The organism is Secundilactobacillus pentosiphilus, assembly GCF_002217985.1.
GTDB classification, from domain to species: Bacteria; Bacillota; Bacilli; order Lactobacillales; family Lactobacillaceae; genus Secundilactobacillus; species Secundilactobacillus pentosiphilus.
Genome location: NZ_BCMI01000008.1, coordinates 56056 through 75021 on the forward strand (window position 1 = coordinate 56056; position 18966 = coordinate 75021).

19 protein-coding genes, 1 pseudogene and 1 other annotated feature are annotated in these 18966 nt (G+C 47.4%); all 20 genes and pseudogenes read left to right on the forward strand.

The genetic code is table 11. The features are described from left to right. Positions 1-189 precede the first annotated feature (189 nt). The 20 genes and pseudogenes from CES81_RS05495 (at position 190) to CES81_RS05590 (ending at position 18945) form a co-directional block, all read left to right on the forward strand. A complete protein-coding gene (locus tag CES81_RS05495; protein ID WP_089121001.1) occupies positions 190-1197 on the forward strand; it encodes an ADP-ribosylglycohydrolase family protein in 1008 nt (335 codons plus the stop codon). 14 nt (positions 1198-1211) lie between these two features. Next, on the forward strand, positions 1212-2579 hold the full coding sequence (locus CES81_RS05500) for a purine-cytosine permease family protein (protein WP_089121002.1): 1368 nt from the start codon (positions 1212-1214) through the stop codon (positions 2577-2579). Beyond that, the gene (locus CES81_RS05505) at positions 2579-3454 is read left to right on the forward strand and encodes a PfkB family carbohydrate kinase (RefSeq protein WP_089121003.1); all 876 of its coding nucleotides are present in this window, start codon (positions 2579-2581) and stop codon (positions 3452-3454) included. Before CES81_RS05500 ends, CES81_RS05505 begins: the two co-directional genes overlap by 1 nt. A 264-nt stretch (positions 3455-3718) precedes the next feature. Next, a complete protein-coding gene (gene polA, locus CES81_RS05510; RefSeq protein WP_089121004.1) occupies positions 3719-6379 on the forward strand; it encodes a DNA polymerase I in 2661 nt (886 codons plus the stop codon). A gap of 21 nt (positions 6380-6400) precedes the next feature. Continuing rightward, positions 6401-7210, forward strand: a pseudogene (gene mutM, locus CES81_RS13655) (DNA-formamidopyrimidine glycosylase); the annotation flags it as partial. 36 nt (positions 7211-7246) lie between these two features. Beyond that, positions 7247-7864, forward strand: a complete 618-nt coding sequence (gene coaE, locus CES81_RS13660) for a dephospho-CoA kinase (RefSeq protein ID WP_225356354.1) — start codon at positions 7247-7249, stop codon at positions 7862-7864. A gap of 40 nt (positions 7865-7904) precedes the next feature. After that, entirely contained in the window at positions 7905-8393 is a 489-nt protein-coding gene (gene nrdR, locus CES81_RS05520) for a transcriptional regulator NrdR (protein WP_089087643.1), read from the forward strand. A gap of 14 nt (positions 8394-8407) precedes the next feature. Further along, positions 8408-9766, forward strand: a complete 1359-nt coding sequence (locus CES81_RS05525) for a DnaD domain protein (protein WP_180949740.1) — start codon at positions 8408-8410, stop codon at positions 9764-9766. A 1-nt stretch (position 9767) separates the two neighbouring features. After that, complete coding sequence (gene dnaI / locus CES81_RS05530) at positions 9768-10700, forward strand: primosomal protein DnaI (RefSeq protein ID WP_089087645.1); 933 nt, start codon at positions 9768-9770, stop codon at positions 10698-10700. Between the two features lie 349 nt (positions 10701-11049). Further along, positions 11050-12993, forward strand: a complete 1944-nt coding sequence (gene thrS, locus CES81_RS05540; RefSeq protein ID WP_089121006.1) for a threonine--tRNA ligase — start codon at positions 11050-11052, stop codon at positions 12991-12993. Between the two features lie 115 nt (positions 12994-13108). Continuing rightward, positions 13109-13239, forward strand: a sequence feature (ribosomal protein L20 leader region). 40 nt (positions 13240-13279) lie between these two features. Continuing rightward, on the forward strand, positions 13280-13801 hold the full coding sequence (gene infC, locus CES81_RS05545) for a translation initiation factor IF-3 (protein ID WP_089087648.1): 522 nt from the start codon (positions 13280-13282) through the stop codon (positions 13799-13801). 30 nt (positions 13802-13831) lie between these two features. Next, positions 13832-14029, forward strand: a complete 198-nt coding sequence (gene rpmI, locus CES81_RS05550; protein WP_089087649.1) for a 50S ribosomal protein L35 — start codon at positions 13832-13834, stop codon at positions 14027-14029. Between the two features lie 70 nt (positions 14030-14099). Then, positions 14100-14453: a 50S ribosomal protein L20 gene (gene rplT, locus CES81_RS05555; RefSeq protein ID WP_089087650.1), complete on the forward strand. Its 354-nt coding sequence runs from the start codon at positions 14100-14102 to the stop codon at positions 14451-14453. Positions 14454-14589: 136 nt separating this feature from the next. After that, positions 14590-15132, forward strand: a complete 543-nt coding sequence (locus tag CES81_RS05560; RefSeq protein ID WP_089121007.1) for a YqeG family HAD IIIA-type phosphatase — start codon at positions 14590-14592, stop codon at positions 15130-15132. Continuing rightward, the gene (gene yqeH, locus CES81_RS05565) at positions 15116-16255 is read left to right on the forward strand and encodes a ribosome biogenesis GTPase YqeH (protein ID WP_089087652.1); all 1140 of its coding nucleotides are present in this window, start codon (positions 15116-15118) and stop codon (positions 16253-16255) included. Before CES81_RS05560 ends, yqeH begins: the two co-directional genes overlap by 17 nt. 12 nt (positions 16256-16267) lie before the next feature. After that, positions 16268-16582 (forward strand): ribosome assembly RNA-binding protein YhbY, encoded by a 315-nt coding sequence (gene yhbY, locus CES81_RS05570; RefSeq protein WP_089087653.1) that lies wholly within the window; start codon positions 16268-16270, stop codon positions 16580-16582. 26 nt (positions 16583-16608) lie between these two features. Next, positions 16609-17241, forward strand: coding sequence for a nicotinate-nucleotide adenylyltransferase (locus tag CES81_RS05575; protein ID WP_089121008.1), 633 nt, complete (start codon positions 16609-16611; stop codon positions 17239-17241). Then, complete coding sequence (yqeK, locus tag CES81_RS05580; protein WP_089087655.1) at positions 17234-17845, forward strand: bis(5'-nucleosyl)-tetraphosphatase (symmetrical) YqeK; 612 nt, start codon at positions 17234-17236, stop codon at positions 17843-17845. The genes CES81_RS05575 and yqeK overlap by 8 nt, the downstream gene beginning before the upstream one ends. 12 nt (positions 17846-17857) lie before the next feature. Then, the gene (gene rsfS / locus CES81_RS05585) at positions 17858-18214 is read left to right on the forward strand and encodes a ribosome silencing factor (RefSeq protein ID WP_089087656.1); all 357 of its coding nucleotides are present in this window, start codon (positions 17858-17860) and stop codon (positions 18212-18214) included. Continuing rightward, positions 18211-18945 (forward strand): class I SAM-dependent DNA methyltransferase, encoded by a 735-nt coding sequence (locus CES81_RS05590; RefSeq protein ID WP_089121009.1) that lies wholly within the window; start codon positions 18211-18213, stop codon positions 18943-18945. The genes rsfS and CES81_RS05590 overlap by 4 nt, the downstream gene beginning before the upstream one ends. The last annotated feature ends 21 nt before the right edge of the window (positions 18946-18966 follow it).

Here is an 18966-nt window from a genome sequence, read left to right on the forward strand (position 1 = left end):
CTTTACCATCTGTGTAGTAGTTTAGCGATGAAGGGAGTTGGGATAAGGGATTTTTCAAACTAAATATAAGTACTTTTAACTTTAACTTATTGTTAACAATTGTCTTTTAGGTGAGGAGGGTCAGCCAAAAGCTAACGGTAGTTAAGCAATTGAGAGTTGGACATTTATTTTACGGAAGCGAGAAAATTCATGACAATTAAAGACAAAATTTTAGGAACGTTATACGGTCAAGCCATTGGGGACGCGATGGGCATGCCTTCTGAACTATGGCCGGTGGAAAAGATTCGACAGCAGTTCAACGGTCAGATTACGACTTTTTTGGATGGGCCGGCCAATAACGACATTGCCGTTAATTTTACCAAGGGTGAATATACGGATGATACTAATCAGGCACTGGCGATCCTTGATTCGCTGATCGAAACGAACTGGCAGCCAAACCAGCAAAACCTGGTTCAGCACATTATGCGGTGGGCTGATCAAGTGGGTGCCTGGGAGAATAATATTTTGGGCCCTAGCAGTAAAGCGGCGCTGACGGCTATTAAACGCGGCGAAGATCCGCGGCCAATCACGGATAAGGCGCTGACAAACGGTGCCGGGATGCGGATCTCCCCAATTGGGTCACTGTTTGACCCCCAGGAACTGAGCGCGCTGATCAAAATGGTTTACGACGTTACTCGAGTGACGCACTCCAGTGACGTTGCCATGAGCGGTGCAACCATGGTTGCCGGTGCCGTCGCCGCCGCGGTGGCAGACTACTCGTGGGATGAAATCATTGATTTTGCACTGAACTGCAATGACCAGGGTTTCAAGATGGGGGCACCGACCTGGGCAGCGAAGACCCATGAACGGTTAAAAATCGGGATCGCATTAGCGGACCGTTACCGAACCGATGTCCATCGCTTCAGCCAGGCCATTTATGATGTGATCGGTACAGGGACGATGATCTCAGAAAGCATTCCGGCCGCCGTAGCGATCGCCTACTACGCGAAAACGGTCCGTAAGTCCGCCCTGTTGTGTGCCAATTTAGGCGGTGATACAGATACGATCGGTGCGATGGCAACCGCGATTTGCGGGGCGAAGAACGGCGCGTCATCAATTGATCAGTCGTGGATCGACCTGATCGATACCAAAAATCCACAGCACCATTTTGAAGATTACGCAGAACAGATGTTGCAGTTTCGGTCAACCAAGAAATAGGATGGTATAACGATATGGATGATAAGATGATCAAGGTACCCGAAAAAGACAAAACACTGACGCCGCATAAGTTATTTTATAACTGGTTCGCGGCTAATATCGGCATCATGGGCTTCGTCTACGGCGCGATTATTGTGAGCTATCATTTATCCTTTATTCAAGCAATCGTGGCGTCGCTGGTCGGCGCGCTGTCGTTTCTGGTACCCGGCTGGGTGGCCATGATTGGTCAGCGTGAAGGGGTCACCACCTTTAAAATGAGTAGAGCCGCGTACGGTACGTACGGCAACAAAATTCCCAACGCCATTGCCTGGTTCAACATGGTGGGCTGGCTGGCGGTTAACGTGATCACGGGGACACTCTTACTGGTTTCCTTGTTTCGGGTGATCCAGGTTCAAAAGAGTACGCTGACTACGGCCATTGCGCTGGTCGTTTTCGGCGGGCTGGTGCTGCTTTCCGGGTTGCTCAAAGAAGATACGTTAGCCAAGATTCAAACGTGGCTGAGCTGGATCTTTGGTATTTTGACGGCGGTTATCCTGGTGATCTTTCTGGCCAAAGCAAATTGGCACGAAGCGCTGTCACTGCCAAGCGGCAGCTGGATCACGGGATTTCTACCTGCTGTTAGTATCGTTGCGGCTGGTTCTGGTATCTCCTGGTCCATGGCTGCGGCTGATTGGGGTGCCTACGTTAAGCCCGATACCAAACCGGCATCAACTTTTTGGAACACCACGATGGGCGGTGCGGTTCCGCTGTTTATTTTGATGGCGGGCGGTGTCTTATTGAGCACCATCGAACCCAAACTGGCCACTTCCGGCGATCCCTTTGACGTGATGTATAGTGCGCTGCCAAGTTGGATCGGGGTCATTTATTTCTTGGTGGCAGCCGGCGGTTTGATTCCGCAATGTATCGTGTCGCTGCGTTCGGCACGGATCAACCTGTCAACGATCGGTATCAATGTTTCGCAGCGAACTTCATTGATCGTACACGGTTTGATTGTCATTTTAATTCCGGTATACGTGCTGTTTATTTCCGGTAATTTTCTTAGTAACTTTGAGATTTTTCTTAACTTCCTGGGAATCTGCCTGGCTAGCTGGGTCGCCATTTTCCTATGCGACAGCGTGATGTTTCGCGGCCAGGGCTATGACGTTCGGCTGATCGACCCGCAGTCCAAAACCCACTATAACTGGGGCGGTATTATTTCGTGGCTCATTGCCACGGTCACCGGCTTCCTGTTTACCAACAACGCGGTTTGGACCGGGCCATTTGCTCACGGGATCTTCGCTAACAACAGTTTGGGCGTCTTCATTTCAGCAATCTTGGCCATTATCTGTATGTTTATCGTCAAAGTGATCAAGGGCAGCGGCCATAGTGAGAAGGTGGCGTAATGGTCAAAACACTGATTTTAGGTGCCGCCTACGTCGATGTGGTCATTAACGTGCCGCAGCTGCCTTTTTCTGGTGGTGACGTGACGGGTGATCTGAGATCCTATATCGTTGGGGGCTCCGCTTTTAACGTCTATGGTGCCATGCACGCTGCTCAAGCCGAAGCGGACTTGTTCGTGCCGGTGGGCCAGGGGCAGTATGCTGACCTGGTGCGTGCGGAGTTAAAACGCCGGCAGATTCCGGAGCTGCTGCCCGTGACAGCCGCTGATAACGGCTGGGACATTGCCATGGTGGAACCTTCTGGCGAACGGAGCTTTCTGACGATCCCCGGCATTGATCAAATTTGGCAGAATGACTGGTTTGACCGGATTGATTTAGCCGACTACCGCTACTTCTACATCAGCGGGTATCAAGTTGAAGATGAGCAAATTGCCAGCCAAATTTTAGGCAGGTTAACCCGGCGTGCTGACGATGCCTATATTTTGTTCGACGCCTCCCCGCGGATGAGCCATTTAACCGCGAAGACGGTGCGGCAGTTACTGCAAAAAAACGTGATCATTCACTGTAACGAAGATGAAATCGGCTATTTTGGTGCTGCGGGCGCGTCGATTGACGAAACCGCCAGCAGTATTTTTGCCAAAACGCAAAGCCCAGTAATTGTCACGTTGGGCGCTCGGGGGACCTACTACTTTGATGGTCAGCGATCGGGTATCCTGCCCGCCGACCACGCCGAGGTGATCAATACCAGCGGTGCAGGCGATACCCACTGCGGCGGTCTTTTGGCTGGTTTAGCAAGCGGTAAGGATTTAGTTGCGTCGGCGAAACTGGCCAATACGCTGGCCGCCAAAGTGGTGAGCCAGGAAAACAGCAGTTTATGAGCCTAAATATTTACGAGCCAAACGCAGCTTTCTATCAATAATTAATAATGCTTGTTCCGGTAAACTTGTCGGGACAGGCATTATTTTGGTTAATACTAACAGCGACTGCGTTTTGAAAAGGTACTTGCGCGGTTGAAGATATTTTTTGCGGGTGGCTAGTTTCACGACTCAGTCAAACCACTTTAAGATTTACCGGTAAACCGATTTTTAATTGTTGAATTTGTCTGGTAAACTAGAGGTAATACAAATTGCGGAGGCTGATCAATGACTGAATCAAAACGATTATTACTTATCGATGGCAACAGTGTGGCTTTTCGGGCTTTTTACGCGCTGTACACGGCATTGAATAGTATGACAAATGCGGACGGTTTGCATACCAATGCAATCTTTGGCTTCAACCGGATGCTGGATATTATGTTAGAGGATGTTAAGCCAAGCGAAGCTTTAGTGGCCTTTGATGCTGGTAAAGTGACTTTTCGGACGAAAAAATACGCTGATTACAAGGGCGGCCGTGCTAAAACGCCGCCGGAACTTTCGGAACAGATGCCGGTAATCCGTGACCTGTTAAAGGCACGCGGTATCAAGTCCTATGAGTTAAAAGACTACGAAGCCGATGACATTATCGGTACCATGGCTAAGCGGGCGGAAGCTGCTGGTTACACCACCACCATTTTTACTGGGGATCGTGATCTGACTCAGCTGACGTCTGCTAAAACCAGCGTTGCTGTATCTAAAAAAGGCGTTACCGAAGTCGAAAAGTATACTCCTGAACACGTGGAAGAAAAACTGGGTGTTCGGCCGGATCAGATTATTGAAATCAAGGGGCTGCAGGGGGACACTTCGGACAATTACCCCGGGGTCACCGGTGTGGGTCCGAAGACCGCCGTTTCGCTGATTCAAAAATACGGCACCATTGACGGTGTCTACGAAAACATTGATCAGATTACTGCCAAGAAAATGAAGGAACACCTCATTGCAGATAAGGATTCCGCCTTTCAATCACGGGATCTGGCGACGATTCGCCGGGACGCGCCAGTTGAAATTAAATTAGGCGACCTGACATACCTGGGAGACCAGCGTGATGAACTGGTTGAGTTTTATCAGAAGATGAACTTCCAGTCATTTTTAAGTAAAATGAACGCCGATGCTGATGGTGAAGATGTTTTAGGCCTAAAGCCGGTCAAATTTACGGTGCTGAACGCCGATCATTTAAGTGATTTGGCACAGTTTAAGGACCACGTTTCGTTTTATCTGGAAATGCCGGAAGAAAATTACCACACGTCGACTTTTGCTGGTTTTGTGATCGGCGAAGACGGCAAGTGGTTTGTCAGCCGTGACGTGGAACTGTTGGAGCAGGAACCGTTAAAGGGTTTACTGACCAGTGACCAGGTTCAAAAAGACGTCTTTGACGTCAAGCGGACTTACGTGGGTTTGAATCGCTTGGGCATTCACCTCACTAACGTCGACTTTGACCTGCTGCTGGCGTCGTATCTGTTAGATACGAACGAAAACAGCAATGACCTTGGCCGGTTAGCTTTTCAGCATGGCTATCACCAGATTCAGTCGGATGAAGAAGTCTACGGTAAGGGTGCTAAGCGCGCCATTCCGGATGATGACCAAACCTTTTTTGAACATTTGACGCGAAAGGGCATTACCATTGAATCGTTAAAGAAAGCCTTGTTTAAGCAACTGGATGAAAACGAACAGACCAAACTGTACCGTGACCTCGAGCTGCCGATGGCTTACGTCCTGGCCCACATGGAAATTGCCGGGATCATGGTGGATACGGATCGTCTGTCGGCGATGCAAAGTGAGTTCACCGAACTGCTGGCGCAGACCCAGCAGACGATTTTTCAAGAAGCCGGCGAAGAATTTAACATCGGCTCTCCCAAACAGCTGCAGCACATTCTGTTTGAAAAGTTAGGCTTGACTCCAATCAAGAAGACTAAAACCGGGTACTCGACTTCGGTTGACGTGCTGGAAAAGCTGGCCGCCGAAGCACCGATCGTGGAAAATATTTTAAAGTACCGTCAAATTGCCAAGATTCAATCGACCTACGTTGAAGGCTTATTAAAAGTTGTTCACAGTACGGACCAGAAAGTCCATACGCGCTATTTACAAACGTTAACGCAAACCGGCCGTCTGTCTTCAGTAGACCCCAACCTGCAAAATATTCCCATCAGGACCGAAGAAGGCCGGCGAATCCGGCAGGCCTTCATCCCCAGTCATCAGGGCTGGCAGATCTTCTCGTCTGATTATTCACAAATCGAATTGCGGGTACTGGCCCACATTACTCACGATAAAAATCTGCAGGAAGCCTTCAAGGAAGGCGAAGATATTCACGCTTCAACCGCGCGGCGAATCTTTCATTTAGGCCCCGATGCCGAAATTGATCCGAACATGCGCCGTCAGGCCAAAGCGGTGAACTTCGGTATTGTCTACGGCATCAGTGATTTTGGCCTATCGCAAAATATCGGGATCACCCGCAAGCAGGCCCGTCAGTTCATCGACACCTACTTCGAAGAATATCCCGGCGTTAAAAAGTACATGACTGATATCGTGGCTTCCGCTAAGGATAAGGGTTACGTGGAAACGATTGCCCATCGTCGGCGCTATTTGCCGGATATCAACGCCCGGAACTTCAACCAGCGTTCATTTGCCGAACGAACCGCCATGAACACGCCGATTCAAGGCAGTGCCGCTGATATTATTAAAATTGCGATGATTCGGATGGAAGATGCCATCAAAGATATGCAGGCCACCATGCTGCTGCAAGTACACGATGAACTGATCTTTGAGGCACCTGCTGAAGAGATCCCAACGCTGGAAAAACTCGTGCCAAGCGTGATGGATTCAGCTGTTAAGCTGGAAATTCCGTTAAAAGTGGAGAGCCATTTTGGCAACACCTGGTACGACGCCAAGTAACGATACAAGGAGGCACTTTGGATGCCTGAATTACCCGAAGTTGAAACGGTTCGACGCGGGCTGACACGCTTAGTCGGTCACGCCCAGATCACGTCCGTTGATGTGTATTACGAAAAAATGGTCTCGCCTGAGGCCAATCAATTTAAAAAAATGCTCGCTGGCAAAACGATCGAACGGATCGACCGGCGGGGGAAATATCTGCTGTTCAGATTCAATGATGATCTGACCATGGTGTCGCATTTGCGGATGGAAGGCAAGTACGACGTGCAGCCGGCTGGCAACCCGATTACTAAGCACACCCACGTGGTGTTTCATTTGGCCGATGACCGTGATTTAAGGTACACTGATACCCGCAAATTTGGCCGGATGCATTTGCTGAAAACCGGTGAGGAGACCGAACTGGTTGCTGGTCTGAAAAAAATGGGGCCGGAACCCACCGCGGAAACGCTGAGCGTGGCTTACATGAAAACCATTTTCGGCAAGAGCAAAAAGGCCATTAAGCCGTTTTTACTGGACCAAAGTAACATCGCGGGGTTAGGTAATATTTACGTGGATGAGACGCTTTGGCTGAGCCGCATCCATCCGGAACAGCCGGCTAACACGATCCCGGAATTTCAGATCCGCCAGCTCAGAGCAAACATCATTGCGGAGATCAAGCGGGCTATCGATGGTCACGGGACCACCGTGCACTCGTTTTCTACCGCTTACGGTGAGGCCGGTGAATTTCAAAACCACCTGATGGTGTACGGCCGCAAAGGCGAACCCTGTTTTCGCTGCGGCACGCCCATTGAGAAGACCAAAGTGGCCCAGCGCGGGACGCATTTTTGTCCCGACTGTCAGGCTTTGCGCAAGAATCCGGGTGAAACCATGGTACTTGGCCTGACGGGTGGTATTGCCACTGGAAAGTCAGCGGTCAGTGACCTGTTTAAGGCCTACCAGATACCGGTGATCGACGCCGATAAAATTGCTCGAAAAGTGGTGGCACCAGGCACCACCGGGTTGAAACAGATTCAAAGCACCTTCGGCTGGCAGATGATTCAGCCGGACGGATCGTTAGACCGCCACGCGCTGGGGACCCTGGTGTTCAGTCAGCCGGAAGCGTTGGCCCAATTAAACGGGATCACTGGGCCGCTGATCAAAAAGGCTGTGAAGCGTCAATTACAGGGTTACCGTCGGCGAAAAGTACCGCTGGTGATTTACGATGCGCCGACGTTATTTGAAGCGCACCAAGCTGCCGTGGTCAATGAGATTATGGTGGTAACCGTGCCGGAACAGGTGCAGTTAGAGCGTTTAATGGCGCGGGATCAACTGCCTAAAAAAGAGGCGCTTGACCGGATCAGCGCACAGTTGCCGTTAGCCGAAAAGGTCAAACGGGCTGATGTGGTGATCGATAATCGCCATTCAGTTGATAAAACAAAAGCGCAAGTGGTAAGATGGCTGAATGAAGCCGGATTCGGCTCATTAATGACAGATAAAGCTAAGTGAGTAAAAATAAACGATTCAATGCAGAATAAGAGGTGAGACTATGCACTGTCCACACTGCCACCATAATGGTTCACGGGTCGTTGACAGTCGGCCGACGGATGAGGGCCGGGTCATCAGACGGCGCCGTGAATGTGAGAACTGCGGGTTTCGGTTCACAACTTTCGAGCGCATCGAAGCGACACCATTACTAGTGATCAAGAAAAACGGGACCCGTGAAGAATTCAACCGTGAAAAGATTTTACGGGGCATTATCCGTTCAGCGGAAAAGCGGCCGGTCGGCATGGATGTCATGACCAAACTGGTTGACGAAGTTGAAAACGAAGTGCGTTCACTGGGTGAAAATGAAGTGTCCAGTCAATTGATCGGTGAATACGTCATGAAACGACTCGTTAATATTGACGAGATCTCCTACATTCGTTTTGCGAGTGTTTACCGTCAGTTCAAGGATATGAGCGTCTTTTTGGAAGAACTGAAAGACGTTATGAAAAAGGACAAGAAAAAAGGGGCTTCCTCCGATAAAAAGAAATGAAACGGGGCTTAATCATGGCGGAGTCAAAACCACTGACGTCCAAAACGGCTGTTGCTATTGCGGCAACAACCAGGTTGCAGGATGAACGGCGACGGGTACTGGATCTGCTTTACCAGCCGATTCTAGGCGTTGCTGCTTATAGTCTGGCAACCGTGATGTGGCAGCAAGTGTCCTTAACGGCTGATTTGAAAGTCGAGGTCACGCACACTGACTTATTAGCACTGCTGAATATTAGTATGTCGACGCTTAAAGAATCACGTCAACGGCTGGAAGGCGCGGGGTTGTTACGCACCTTCGAAAATCAGCCCGACCGCTTGCCGGAGCTGATTTATGAGTTGCAGCAACCGGTCAGCGGTGAAATGTTTTTCAAGGATGACCTGCTGAGCCTCTTGCTACTGGAAGTCGTGGGTGAACGGCAGTTTGACCGTCTGCGGCAGGCCTTTTTGCCGCGTCAGCTTAAACGCGATAAGTGGCACGAAGTTTCGAAATCATTCTTAGACGTCTTTTCACTGGATAATCGGCTGATTGCCGCGCCGCCTAAGCTGATTGAGGCTACCAAAGCGGCTTTTTCTCAGGGTGATTCGTCAGTTGAACTAGAACAGCCTACTGCGTCGGACTTTGACTTTGGCCTGCTTTCTGATTTGCTGAAACGGTCGTACACTGATCTGTCCGATCTTCGACAGTACCGCCAGTTGATCATCAATGAACACCTTTTGTACGGCATCGATGAGACGGAAATGGCGCGTTACATAGGCGATGCCACCAATTTAGCAACCAACAAACTCGATGCTGATCAGTTCAAACGAGCGATTGCGGCAGCTTATCAAAACGAGGCCCAAGCAGTCGTGTCGGCTAAGAAAAACGTGACCGCCGCTAAGTCCAGTGAGGGCACGGAGGAGGCTGCTTTGGTTGCGGCTGCTAAACAGTATGAGCCGATGGCTTTTCTGGCACAGATCAGGCAGCAGCAGGGCGGTTACGTGGCGAGCGGCGAGCAGCGAATCGTGGAACAGATCGCAAATAAGCAGATCTTTTCCAGTGCCGTGATCAATATTTTAATTTACGAAGTTCTGATCGATTTGGATAATCCGACGATTACGCAGCGGCTGACCGATACGATTGCTAACCGCTGGGCACAAGACGGTGTTAAAACACCGGAAGACGCCTTAGCTAGTATCCGTAAGTTTAAGGCGGAACGGGACAAACCGAAGAATTCCCGTCGTCGAAGAAGTACTAAAAATATTAAAGAAACACTGCCAGACTGGGCGAAAAATGATTATCAGCCCCAAAAGAAAAAAGCGTTGTCCCAGTCTGATCAGGATCAATTTAACGAGCAGCTGAATAAACTTAAAAAACTGCGGGATGGAGGTGATTAGTGTGGAAAATATCAGTGAGTCTATGAAACGATACATGGACCAACACCAACTCAATGCTAATTACCAAAAGCTGATGAATACTGTGTATCAAGATGCCGACGTGCAGGCCTTTTTAAAGGCTCACGCTGATCAGCTGAATGCCGAGCAGATCGACCGGTCGTCAGCCAAACTGTATGAATATGTCAACGAACGTAACAAATTAGCTAAGGGTGAAACGACCTTTGCACCGGGGTATGAACCGAAGCTGGTTTTGAATGACCACCTGGTCGAAGTGTCGTATCAACCAACTGATGCCCAAAAAGAAAAGTTGAAAAAAGCGGCTTTGAAACGGCGGGTCAACGCCATTATGATGCCGAAACTGATTAAGAATGCCACTTTCGATAATTTCATCAACGATCCCGACCGTGCGCAAGCACTGCAAGCAGCGGTGAACTTTATCGAAGCTTATTCGAAGGATTCCAGTCACTTTCATCAGGGCCTTTACCTGTACGGCAGTTTTGGTGTGGGTAAGACGTACTTGCTCGGCGCCATTGCTAATCAGCTGGCAGACATGGGGATTAAGACGACTTTGGTGCATTTCCCGAGTTTTGCCGTGGAAATGAAGAACGCCATTGCCAGCAATCAGGTTGCGGGCCGGCTGGATGATGTCAAACGGGCACAAATTTTGATGATCGATGATATTGGGGCCGATGCCATGTCTGCATGGGTCCGTGATGATATTCTCGGCGTCATTTTGGAATACCGAATGCAAAATGAATTACCAACTTTTTTCTCGTCAAATTTCTCGATGAAACAGTTAGAAACTGAGCATTTAGCAGAGACGCAAAAAGGCGACGTAGAGCCGTTGAAGGCCAAACGGCTAATGGAGCGGATTCGCTTCTTAGCTCAGGAGGTCGAAATGATCGGCGAGAATCGTCGGCAAAAAAAAAGTTGACAATTATTTTGTGAAGTGTTTATATAGGAATTGTACTAAATCAAATGAATTTCAAATGTCTGAAAGACATGACTTGGTTGAGCTTTCACAGAGAGAAGCACCACTTCTGGAAGTGCTTTGTCAGTGATTCTAAGTTACCACTTTCTCGAATGTGTGATGGATAATATCACATCGGCTGTCCCGTTATCACTGAATGAAGGTTTGGTTCGCAGTATGAATCAAATAAATTTCGGGTGGAACCGCGTAAACAACGTCCCGGTATGTACAGTAATGTGCATGCCGGGACTTTTTATTTACAAAGTTTTGTTAGATTGGGTGTTTGAAATATCAGAAAAAGGAGAAGATTAGAATGGCAGATATCAAGATTGAGTTTCCAGATGGCAAGCAAAAAGAATTTGGTGCAGATCAAACAACCAAAGACGTCGCTGAATCAATTTCCGTTAGCTTAGCTAAGAAAGCCGTTGCCGGCAAACTTAACGGCAAACTGATTGATTTAAATGCCCCTTTGAAGCACGACGGCAAGATTGAAGTTGTTGCAAGTGACAGTGAAGACGGTTTATCCGTATTACGTGAATCCGTTGCTTTACTGGCAAAAGTTGCTTTGAAGGAAAGCTTCCCATCAATCGAATTTGGTGAAGAAGTTGGAGATGAAAAAGGCTTCTACATTGATACTGATAAGGAAGATGGTCAGGTCAGTGCTGATTCATTACCCGCCATTTCTGATAAGGTTCAAGCCTTTATTAACCAAAAAGCACCAATCAAACATATTTCAATGAGCAAAGCTGATGCACTGAAGAAGCTTGATGGTACTTCATACGAAGCAAAGCTTGTTCAAGACAGTGACGAAGAAGAAGTTTCATTCTACGAAATTGATGGTGTTCAAGTCTTAGCAAGCGGCGTTGCCTTTGAAAACGCTGGCGACATCAAGTACTTCCGTCTTCTATCAGTTGCTGGTGCTTACTTTGAAGGTAAGTCATCTAACCCAATGTTACAACGGATTTACGGTACTGCCTTTTACAAGCAAGCCGATCTTGATGCTGACTTACAACAACGTCAAGAAGCACGTGAACATGACCACCGTGTAATTGGGAACGACCTGGACTTGTTCTTCGTTGATCCTAAAGCCGGTGCCGGTCTTCCATACTGGATGCCAAATGGTGCTACGATTCGTCGTACTGTTGAACGTTACATTATTGATAAAGAAGTTGCCGATGGTTACGAACACGTTTATACCCCAGTTCTTGCTAACCTTGACCTTTACAAGACTTCAGGTCACTGGGATCACTACCGTGACGACATGTTCCCACCAATGGACATGGGCGATGGCGAAATGCTTGAATTACGGCCTATGAACTGCCCAAGCCATATTCAAATTTACAACCGTCACATTCGTTCTTACCGTGAATTACCATTACGGATCGCTGAATTAGGGATGATGCACCGTTACGAAAAATCAGGTGCCCTATCAGGTTTGCAACGTGTTCGTGAAATGACTTTGAACGATGGCCACACTTTCGTTGCTCTGGATCAAGTTCAAGACGAATTCAAGAAGATCTTGAAGCTGATCATGGACGTCTACAAGGACTTCAACATTAACGATTACAGCTTCCGTCTTTCATACCGTGATCCTAAGAACACTAAGAAGTACTTTGATGATGACGAAATGTGGAACCGCAGTCAAAAGATGCTCAAGGGCGCCATGGATGACCTTGGCCTTGACTACTACGAAGCCGAAGGTGAAGCTGCATTCTACGGTCCTAAGCTGGATATCCAGACCAAGACTGCTTTGGGCAACGACGAAACGATGTCAACTATTCAATTAGACTTCATGTTACCAGCACGATTCGATTTGAAGTACGTCGGTGCTGATGGTGAAAACCACCGTCCAGTTATGATTCACCGTGGGATTGTTGGTACTATGGAACGATTCATTGCTTACTTGACGGAAATCTACAAGGGTGCTTTCCCAACTTGGTTAGCTCCTAAGCAAGTTAAGATTATCCCAGTTAGTGATGACAAGCATGGTGACTACGCTGACAGCTTCAGCAAGAGCTTGAGATCAGCTGGTGTTCGTGCCGAAGTTGACCACCGTGGTGAAAAGATGAACTACTTGATCCGTGATGCCCAGACGCACAAGATTCCATATACGTTAGTTGTTGGTGATGACGAAGTTGCTAACAAGTCCGTCAGTGTCCGTGAATATGGTGAAGACAAGAGTGAATCCATGAGTGCAGACCAATTTAAGGACAAGGTTTTGGATGACATTGCACATTACAGTAACTACAAAGGATAGTCAATTTTGAAAAGTAGCTTGACACACGAAATAATAGGGATATACTTATTATTCGTGAGCTTAAGCCAAGTGATTTGACTAATATTTCCTATCATGGTATATTGGTTGAGTTGGAAAATGTAAGTAGAAGCACCCGCTTCTCGCCTCGTGGTTAACACTGCCTGGCCGATACGTAAATAAACCAAACCTGAGAAGGCTTTGGGAATTTAACGGGTGCGCATTGCGTGCCCGTTATTTGTTTGGGTAAGACTTACGTTTCATTGTTTTCAAAATCACTCGGAGGTGAATGACCATAGCAAACGATATGATGGTTAACGAAGGAATCCGCGCTCGCGAAGTACGGTTGATCGGTAATAAAGGCGAACAACTGGGCATTAAGAGTAAGCGGGATGCGCTTCAACTGGCTGAAGATGCAGACTTGGATCTTGTTTTAGTGGCAGCGAAAGCAAAGCCACCGGTTGCCCGGATCATGGATTACGGGAAGTACCGTTTCGAGATGCAAAAGAAGCAGCGTGAGGCCCGTAAGAAGCAAAAGGTCGTTAGCGTTAAGGAAGTTCGCTTAAGTCCATCAATTGATACGAATGATTTCAATACGAAGCTGAAGAATGCTAAGAAGTTCTTGGCTAAGGGCGAAAAAGTTCGTGTTTCAATTCGATTTAAGGGTCGGGCAATTACCCATAAGGATATTGGTCGTCAAGTCTTGAACCGGATGGCTGAAGAAACAAACGATGTTGCGACCGTTGAACAGCGTCCTAAGATGGATGGGCGGAGTATGTTTCTGATGCTTGCACCAAAAAAAGAAGACTAGTTGTTTAGTATTTGAGGAGGATTTTCGATTATGCCAAAGATGAAGACAAACCGCGCCAGTGCCAAGCGTTTTAAAGTAACTGCTAATGGTGGTATCAAGAGTGCGAATGCTTACACGAGTCACCGTTTCCACGGGAAGACCAAGAAGCAACGTCGTCAATTACGTGGGACTTCAATGATGAAATCAGACACGATTAAGAAAACTTATCGTCAATTACTGCAAAAGTAATCTGACAATTGTTTCATAAATTTAATCGTTGAAAAACGATGATAACCGTAAGTATTAGGAGGAATTTAATATGCCACGAGTAAAAGGTGGAACAGTTACACGCGCACGTCACAAAAAGATTCTTAAATTAGCTAAAGGCTACCGTGGTTCAAAGCACCGTTTGTTTAAGGTTGCTAAGGACCAAGTAATGAAGGGTCGCCAATATGCTTTCCGTGACCGGAAGGCCAACAAGCGTAACTTCCGTCGTCTTTGGATTGCACGGATCAACGCTGCAGCCCGTATGAACGGTTTAAGCTACAGCAAGATGATGTTTGGCTTGAAGCAAGCAAACGTTGAAGTTAACCGTAAGATGCTGGCTGACTTAGCTGTTAACGATGCTGATGCTTTCAAGGCATTAGCTGACGAAGCAAAAAAGGCATTATAATTTAAACCTAAACGAGGCTGGATGAAGACTTCCAACCTCGTTTTTGTTTTATTCGAAAGAGATGCGCTATAATCATAGTATTATAGGAAGAAATCTCGTATAATAAACTCTCAGTATAGGGATAAAGGAGTCTGTAATGTTAGCACAGTTTACACCAACTTGGATGATTAATGAGACCTATGATATTAATCCACAGCAGTTGAAACAATTAGGTGTCAAGGTTGTTTTAACGGATCTTGATAACACACTGATTGCATGGAATAATCCCTATGGAACTGAAGAGCTCCGAGAATGGATGACAGCACTGGAACGTGAGAATATTCAGTTGGTCGTTGTGTCGAACAATTCCCATCGTCGGGTAAAAAAGGCGGTAGCGCCCTTGCAGCTTCCCTTTATTTCACGTGCGTTAAAACCATTTTCGGGTGGTATTCGACGGGCGATGCGTCAATATCACGTCACTCAAAGTGAAGTTGTAATGGTTGGCGATCAGCTTTTAACGGATGTGGCTGCCGCTAATTTTAGCGGGATCCGCAGTATTTTGGTCAGACCAATTATTGAAAGCGATGCGTGGAACACTCGGATCAATCGTTTTTTCGAGCGATTTGTGATGTCCGCAATGCGTAAAAAGCACCCAGAACTCAAGTTTCGAAAGGACTTAATCAATGAGCGAAACAAATAAAGATGAAGTATTAGTTGACGGTGAAGCCGTGTATTGTATCGGTTGCGGCGCTAAAATTCAAACCACTGATAAAGACCGTCCGGGTTACACACCGAAGTCGGCTTTGGATAAAGGATTGGAAACGGGTGAGTTGTACTGCCAGAGATGTTTTAGACTGCGGCACTACAACGAAATTGTCCCGGTTGGGTTAACGGATGATGATTTTCTACGGTTGCTGACCCAAATTCGTGATGCTAACGCTTTGATCGTTTACGTCGTCGATATCTTTGACTTCAACGGTTCAGTCATTCCTGGGCTGCACCGGTTTGTTGGGGATAACCCCGTGATGTTAGTGGGGAACAAGGAAGATTTACTGCCAAGTTCACTGCGACGTTCAAAGTTGCGTGACTGGTTGCGTCAACGCGCTAACGAACAAGGACTTCGGCCAATCGACGTTTCGCTGCTCTCAGCTAAGACCAATCAGTCAGTGGACCAGTTCTTGGATAAGGTTGAAAAGCACCGTGATAACCGTGATGTGTACATCGTGGGTGTCACCAACGTGGGGAAGTCAACCCTGATCAACCAGATCATTCGACGCAGTACCGGCGCCAAGGACGTGATCACCACGTCCCGTTTCCCGGGCACAACGTTGGATAAGATCGAAATTCCGCTGGATGATGACCACGTTTTAGTGGATACGCCAGGGATCATTCATCCATCACAGATGGCACACTATTTGTCCGGTAAAGAACTAAAAATCGTGACACCGCAAAAGCAGATCAAGCCGAAAGTTTATCAGTTAAACGATCAGCAAACGGTTTTCTTAGCCGGTGTTGCACGTTTTGATTACGTTTCGGGACCCAAACACGGATTTACGGTCTACGTTGAAAACAATTTGCCATTGCACCGTACTAAACTAGAGAACGCCGATAACTTTTACAGTAAGCACGTTGGTGACTTGCTGACACCGCCGGAGAGTCCGGACAATGACCTGCCACCGCTGGTAAGACACGAATTTAAGATCACCGAAAAAAGTGACCTCGTGTTTGAAGGCTTAGGCTGGATCACGGTTCCCGCAGGGGTAGTCGTTGCCGGCTACGCGCCAGAAGGTGTCGGTGTTGTGGTTCGTCGAGCAATGATATAAGGAGAAATTAATTTGAAGTTAAAAGGAAAACAAAAACGGTTTTTGCGTGCCCAGGCACACCATTTAAACCCGATTTTTTCGGTGGGTAAAAACGGGCTTAACCAAACGTGGTTAGCTCAGTTGGACGGTGCGCTTCAGAAGCGTGAACTCATCAAGATCAATCTGCAGCAAAGTGCTGACGAGACGGTTGAAGAAGTACAGGCCTACATTGAAGACAACACCCCCATTCAAGTTGTCCAAACCATTGGCCGGGTACTGGTTTTATTCCAGCCGGCATCTGAAGAGAAATATCAGGATCTTTCATTACAAGTAAAAAAATTAGCGTAATTATTTTGAAGTAAGGGGAAATCAGGATGGTTAAGGTAGTTGAGCAGACGAAAACGAAGGTTGTTGAACAGCTCGCAGCCACCGTTAAGAAAAAAAGGATCGGTATTCTTGGTGGCACGTTTAATCCACCGCACATCGGGCATTTGATCATGGCTGATCAAGTGATGACACAGTTAGGACTTGACCGGGTTTTGTTTATGCCGGATGCTAACCCGCCGCACGTCGACCGGAAAGTGGCAATTGATGCCAGTGACCGGGTTAAAATGGTGTCAGCCAGTATCGCGGATAACCCCAATTTTGGAATTGAACTGGCTGAAATTCAGCGGGGTGGAATCAGTTACACCTATGACACGATGCTGGAACTGAAGCGTAAGCACCCTGAAAACGAATACTACTTTATTATTGGCGGTGACATGGTCGATTATTTGCCGAAATGGTACCGAATCGATGATTTAGTCAAGCTGGTGCAATTTGTCGGTGTTCGTCGCGAAAATTACCCGGTAACCTCTAAATACCCAGTTCTCTGGGTGGACATTCCCTTAATTGATATTAGTTCTACCATGATTCGCAGCCGAATCAGACAGGGACAATCTATCAGGTACTTCGTGAAGGATGCAGTAGCGAAGTATATTAAGGAGCGACAGTTATATCATGAGTGAAGAAGTAACGTATTCGGGTCGGTATACGGCTGATAGTCGTGAGCAGCTACTGGCTAAAATTGCTAAGCAGTTAAAGCCTGCCCGGTTTGCTCACGTCCAGCGGGTCGAACAGACCGCGGTCAAGTTAGCAAAACAGTATGGCGTTGAAGTTGAAAAAGCTTCGATTGCTGGTTTAGTTCATGATTACGCCAAACAGCGTCCTGATGAGGACTTTATTGCAGCCATTCATCACTACCAGCTGGATCCTGATTTAGTGAACTGGAACAATGCCATTTGGCATGGTCTTGTAGGAGCTGAACTGATTAAAGCTGAATTGGGCATTGCTGACGAAGATATCCTGGATGCTGTGCGTTACCACACGACCGGGAACCGTTACATGACCAAACTGGCGCAGATTATTTATATGGCTGACTATATTGAACCGGCTCGTGATTTCGACGGGGTCGAAAAAGCACGCTTACTGACCTCTCAGAACCTTGAATTGGCAGTGGCCTATCAGACCAAACATACGCTGCTGTACCTGCTGGAAAATAATCAGCGTATTTACCCGAAAACAATTGAGACTTACAACGCTTGGGTTCCTCAAAGCGGATTGAAAGATTAACGGAGGTATTTAATGAATAGCAAAGATATTTTGGAAGTGACTGTAAAAGCAGCTTCAGACAAGCGAGCAGAAGACATTGTCGCTTTAGACATGCAAAGCGTAAGTTTGATCACGGATTATTTCATGATTACTGACGCCACTTCTGGTCGGCAAGTTCAAGCCATTACTGACAACATTCAGGAAGCCTGTGAAAAAGCTGGTATCGCCATTAAACGGATCGAAGGTCGCGACGCTGCTCGCTGGGTTTTGATTGATCTCGGCGACGTCATGGTCCACGTTTTCCAAAAGGACGAACGGGCCCACTATAATCTGGAAAAATTATGGTCCGAAGCACCGCTAGTTAACGTTGATGACTGGGTCGAAGCATGATCTATCAGACCTTTGCCAAATTATACGATGAACTGTTTGACAGCGAATTATACCTTGAATGGCGTTCGTTTGTAGAAAAACAGGTGATTGACAAGCAGCAGCCGCTGCTGGAGCTTGCCTGCGGAGCGGGGCGCTTAGCGGTGCTGTTAGCGCAGGACGGCTATAACGTGACCGGTTTTGATCTTTCTGATGAAATGTTGAGCTTGGCTGATCAGCACGCGAGAGAAGCCGATGTTACGCTGCCTTTGATTGAAGGCAATATGCTTGATCTCAACGATCTGGAAACGTACCATACGGTGACCTGCTTTGCCGATTCACTGTGTTATTTACCGGACGAACAGTCATTGTCGACAACATTTGAACAAGTTGCACGTCATCTGGACGATGATGGGCAATTTTTGTTTGACGTTATTTCGCCGTACCAAACGGATACGGTTTACCCCGGGTATATGTATAATTACCGGGATACTGACCAAGCTTTTATGTGGTCTAGTGAAGCGGGAGAGGACCCCCATTCAGTTGATCATGATCTGACGTTTTTTACCTATAATGAAGCCAAAGATGCTTACGACGAAGTTGCTGAACTGCACCATGAGCGTACCTACGAACTGGCAACTTACCAACGTTTGTTGAAGACGGCCGGCTTCAAGCAGGTCGAGATTTCTGCTGACTTTGGTAAAGCCAGTGTTAAGCCAGATACGACGCGCTGGTTCTTTGTCTGTTCTAAATAGCTGATTACGGGAGGTGGCCAG

Excerpts from the sequence above, each read along its gene's own strand:
- CES81_RS05560 (WP_089121007.1), top strand. The coding sequence starts at position 14,590 with ATGTTAGCACAGTTTACACCAACTTGGATGATTAATGAGACCTATGAT.
- thrS (WP_089121006.1), top strand. The coding sequence starts at position 11,050 with ATGGCAGATATCAAGATTGAGTTTCCAGATGGCAAGCAAAAAGAATTT.
- rsfS (WP_089087656.1), top strand. The coding sequence starts at position 17,858 with ATGAATAGCAAAGATATTTTGGAAGTGACTGTAAAAGCAGCTTCAGAC.
- yqeK (WP_089087655.1), top strand. The coding sequence starts at position 17,234 with ATGAGTGAAGAAGTAACGTATTCGGGTCGGTATACGGCTGATAGTCGT.
- polA (WP_089121004.1), top strand. The coding sequence starts at position 3,719 with ATGACTGAATCAAAACGATTATTACTTATCGATGGCAACAGTGTGGCT.
- infC (WP_089087648.1), top strand. The coding sequence starts at position 13,280 with ATGACCATAGCAAACGATATGATGGTTAACGAAGGAATCCGCGCTCGC.
- rplT (WP_089087650.1), top strand. The coding sequence starts at position 14,100 with ATGCCACGAGTAAAAGGTGGAACAGTTACACGCGCACGTCACAAAAAG.
- CES81_RS05525 (WP_180949740.1), top strand. The coding sequence starts at position 8,408 with ATGGCGGAGTCAAAACCACTGACGTCCAAAACGGCTGTTGCTATTGCG.
- CES81_RS05505 (WP_089121003.1), top strand. The coding sequence starts at position 2,579 with ATGGTCAAAACACTGATTTTAGGTGCCGCCTACGTCGATGTGGTCATT.
- rpmI (WP_089087649.1), top strand. The coding sequence starts at position 13,832 with ATGCCAAAGATGAAGACAAACCGCGCCAGTGCCAAGCGTTTTAAAGTA.
- CES81_RS05495 (WP_089121001.1), top strand. The coding sequence starts at position 190 with ATGACAATTAAAGACAAAATTTTAGGAACGTTATACGGTCAAGCCATT.
- CES81_RS05575 (WP_089121008.1), top strand. The coding sequence starts at position 16,609 with ATGGTTAAGGTAGTTGAGCAGACGAAAACGAAGGTTGTTGAACAGCTC.
- CES81_RS05500 (WP_089121002.1), top strand. The coding sequence starts at position 1,212 with ATGGATGATAAGATGATCAAGGTACCCGAAAAAGACAAAACACTGACG.
- coaE (WP_225356354.1), top strand. The coding sequence starts at position 7,247 with ATGGTACTTGGCCTGACGGGTGGTATTGCCACTGGAAAGTCAGCGGTC.
- CES81_RS05590 (WP_089121009.1), top strand. The coding sequence starts at position 18,211 with ATGATCTATCAGACCTTTGCCAAATTATACGATGAACTGTTTGACAGC.
- yqeH (WP_089087652.1), top strand. The coding sequence starts at position 15,116 with ATGAGCGAAACAAATAAAGATGAAGTATTAGTTGACGGTGAAGCCGTG.
- nrdR (WP_089087643.1), top strand. The coding sequence starts at position 7,905 with ATGCACTGTCCACACTGCCACCATAATGGTTCACGGGTCGTTGACAGT.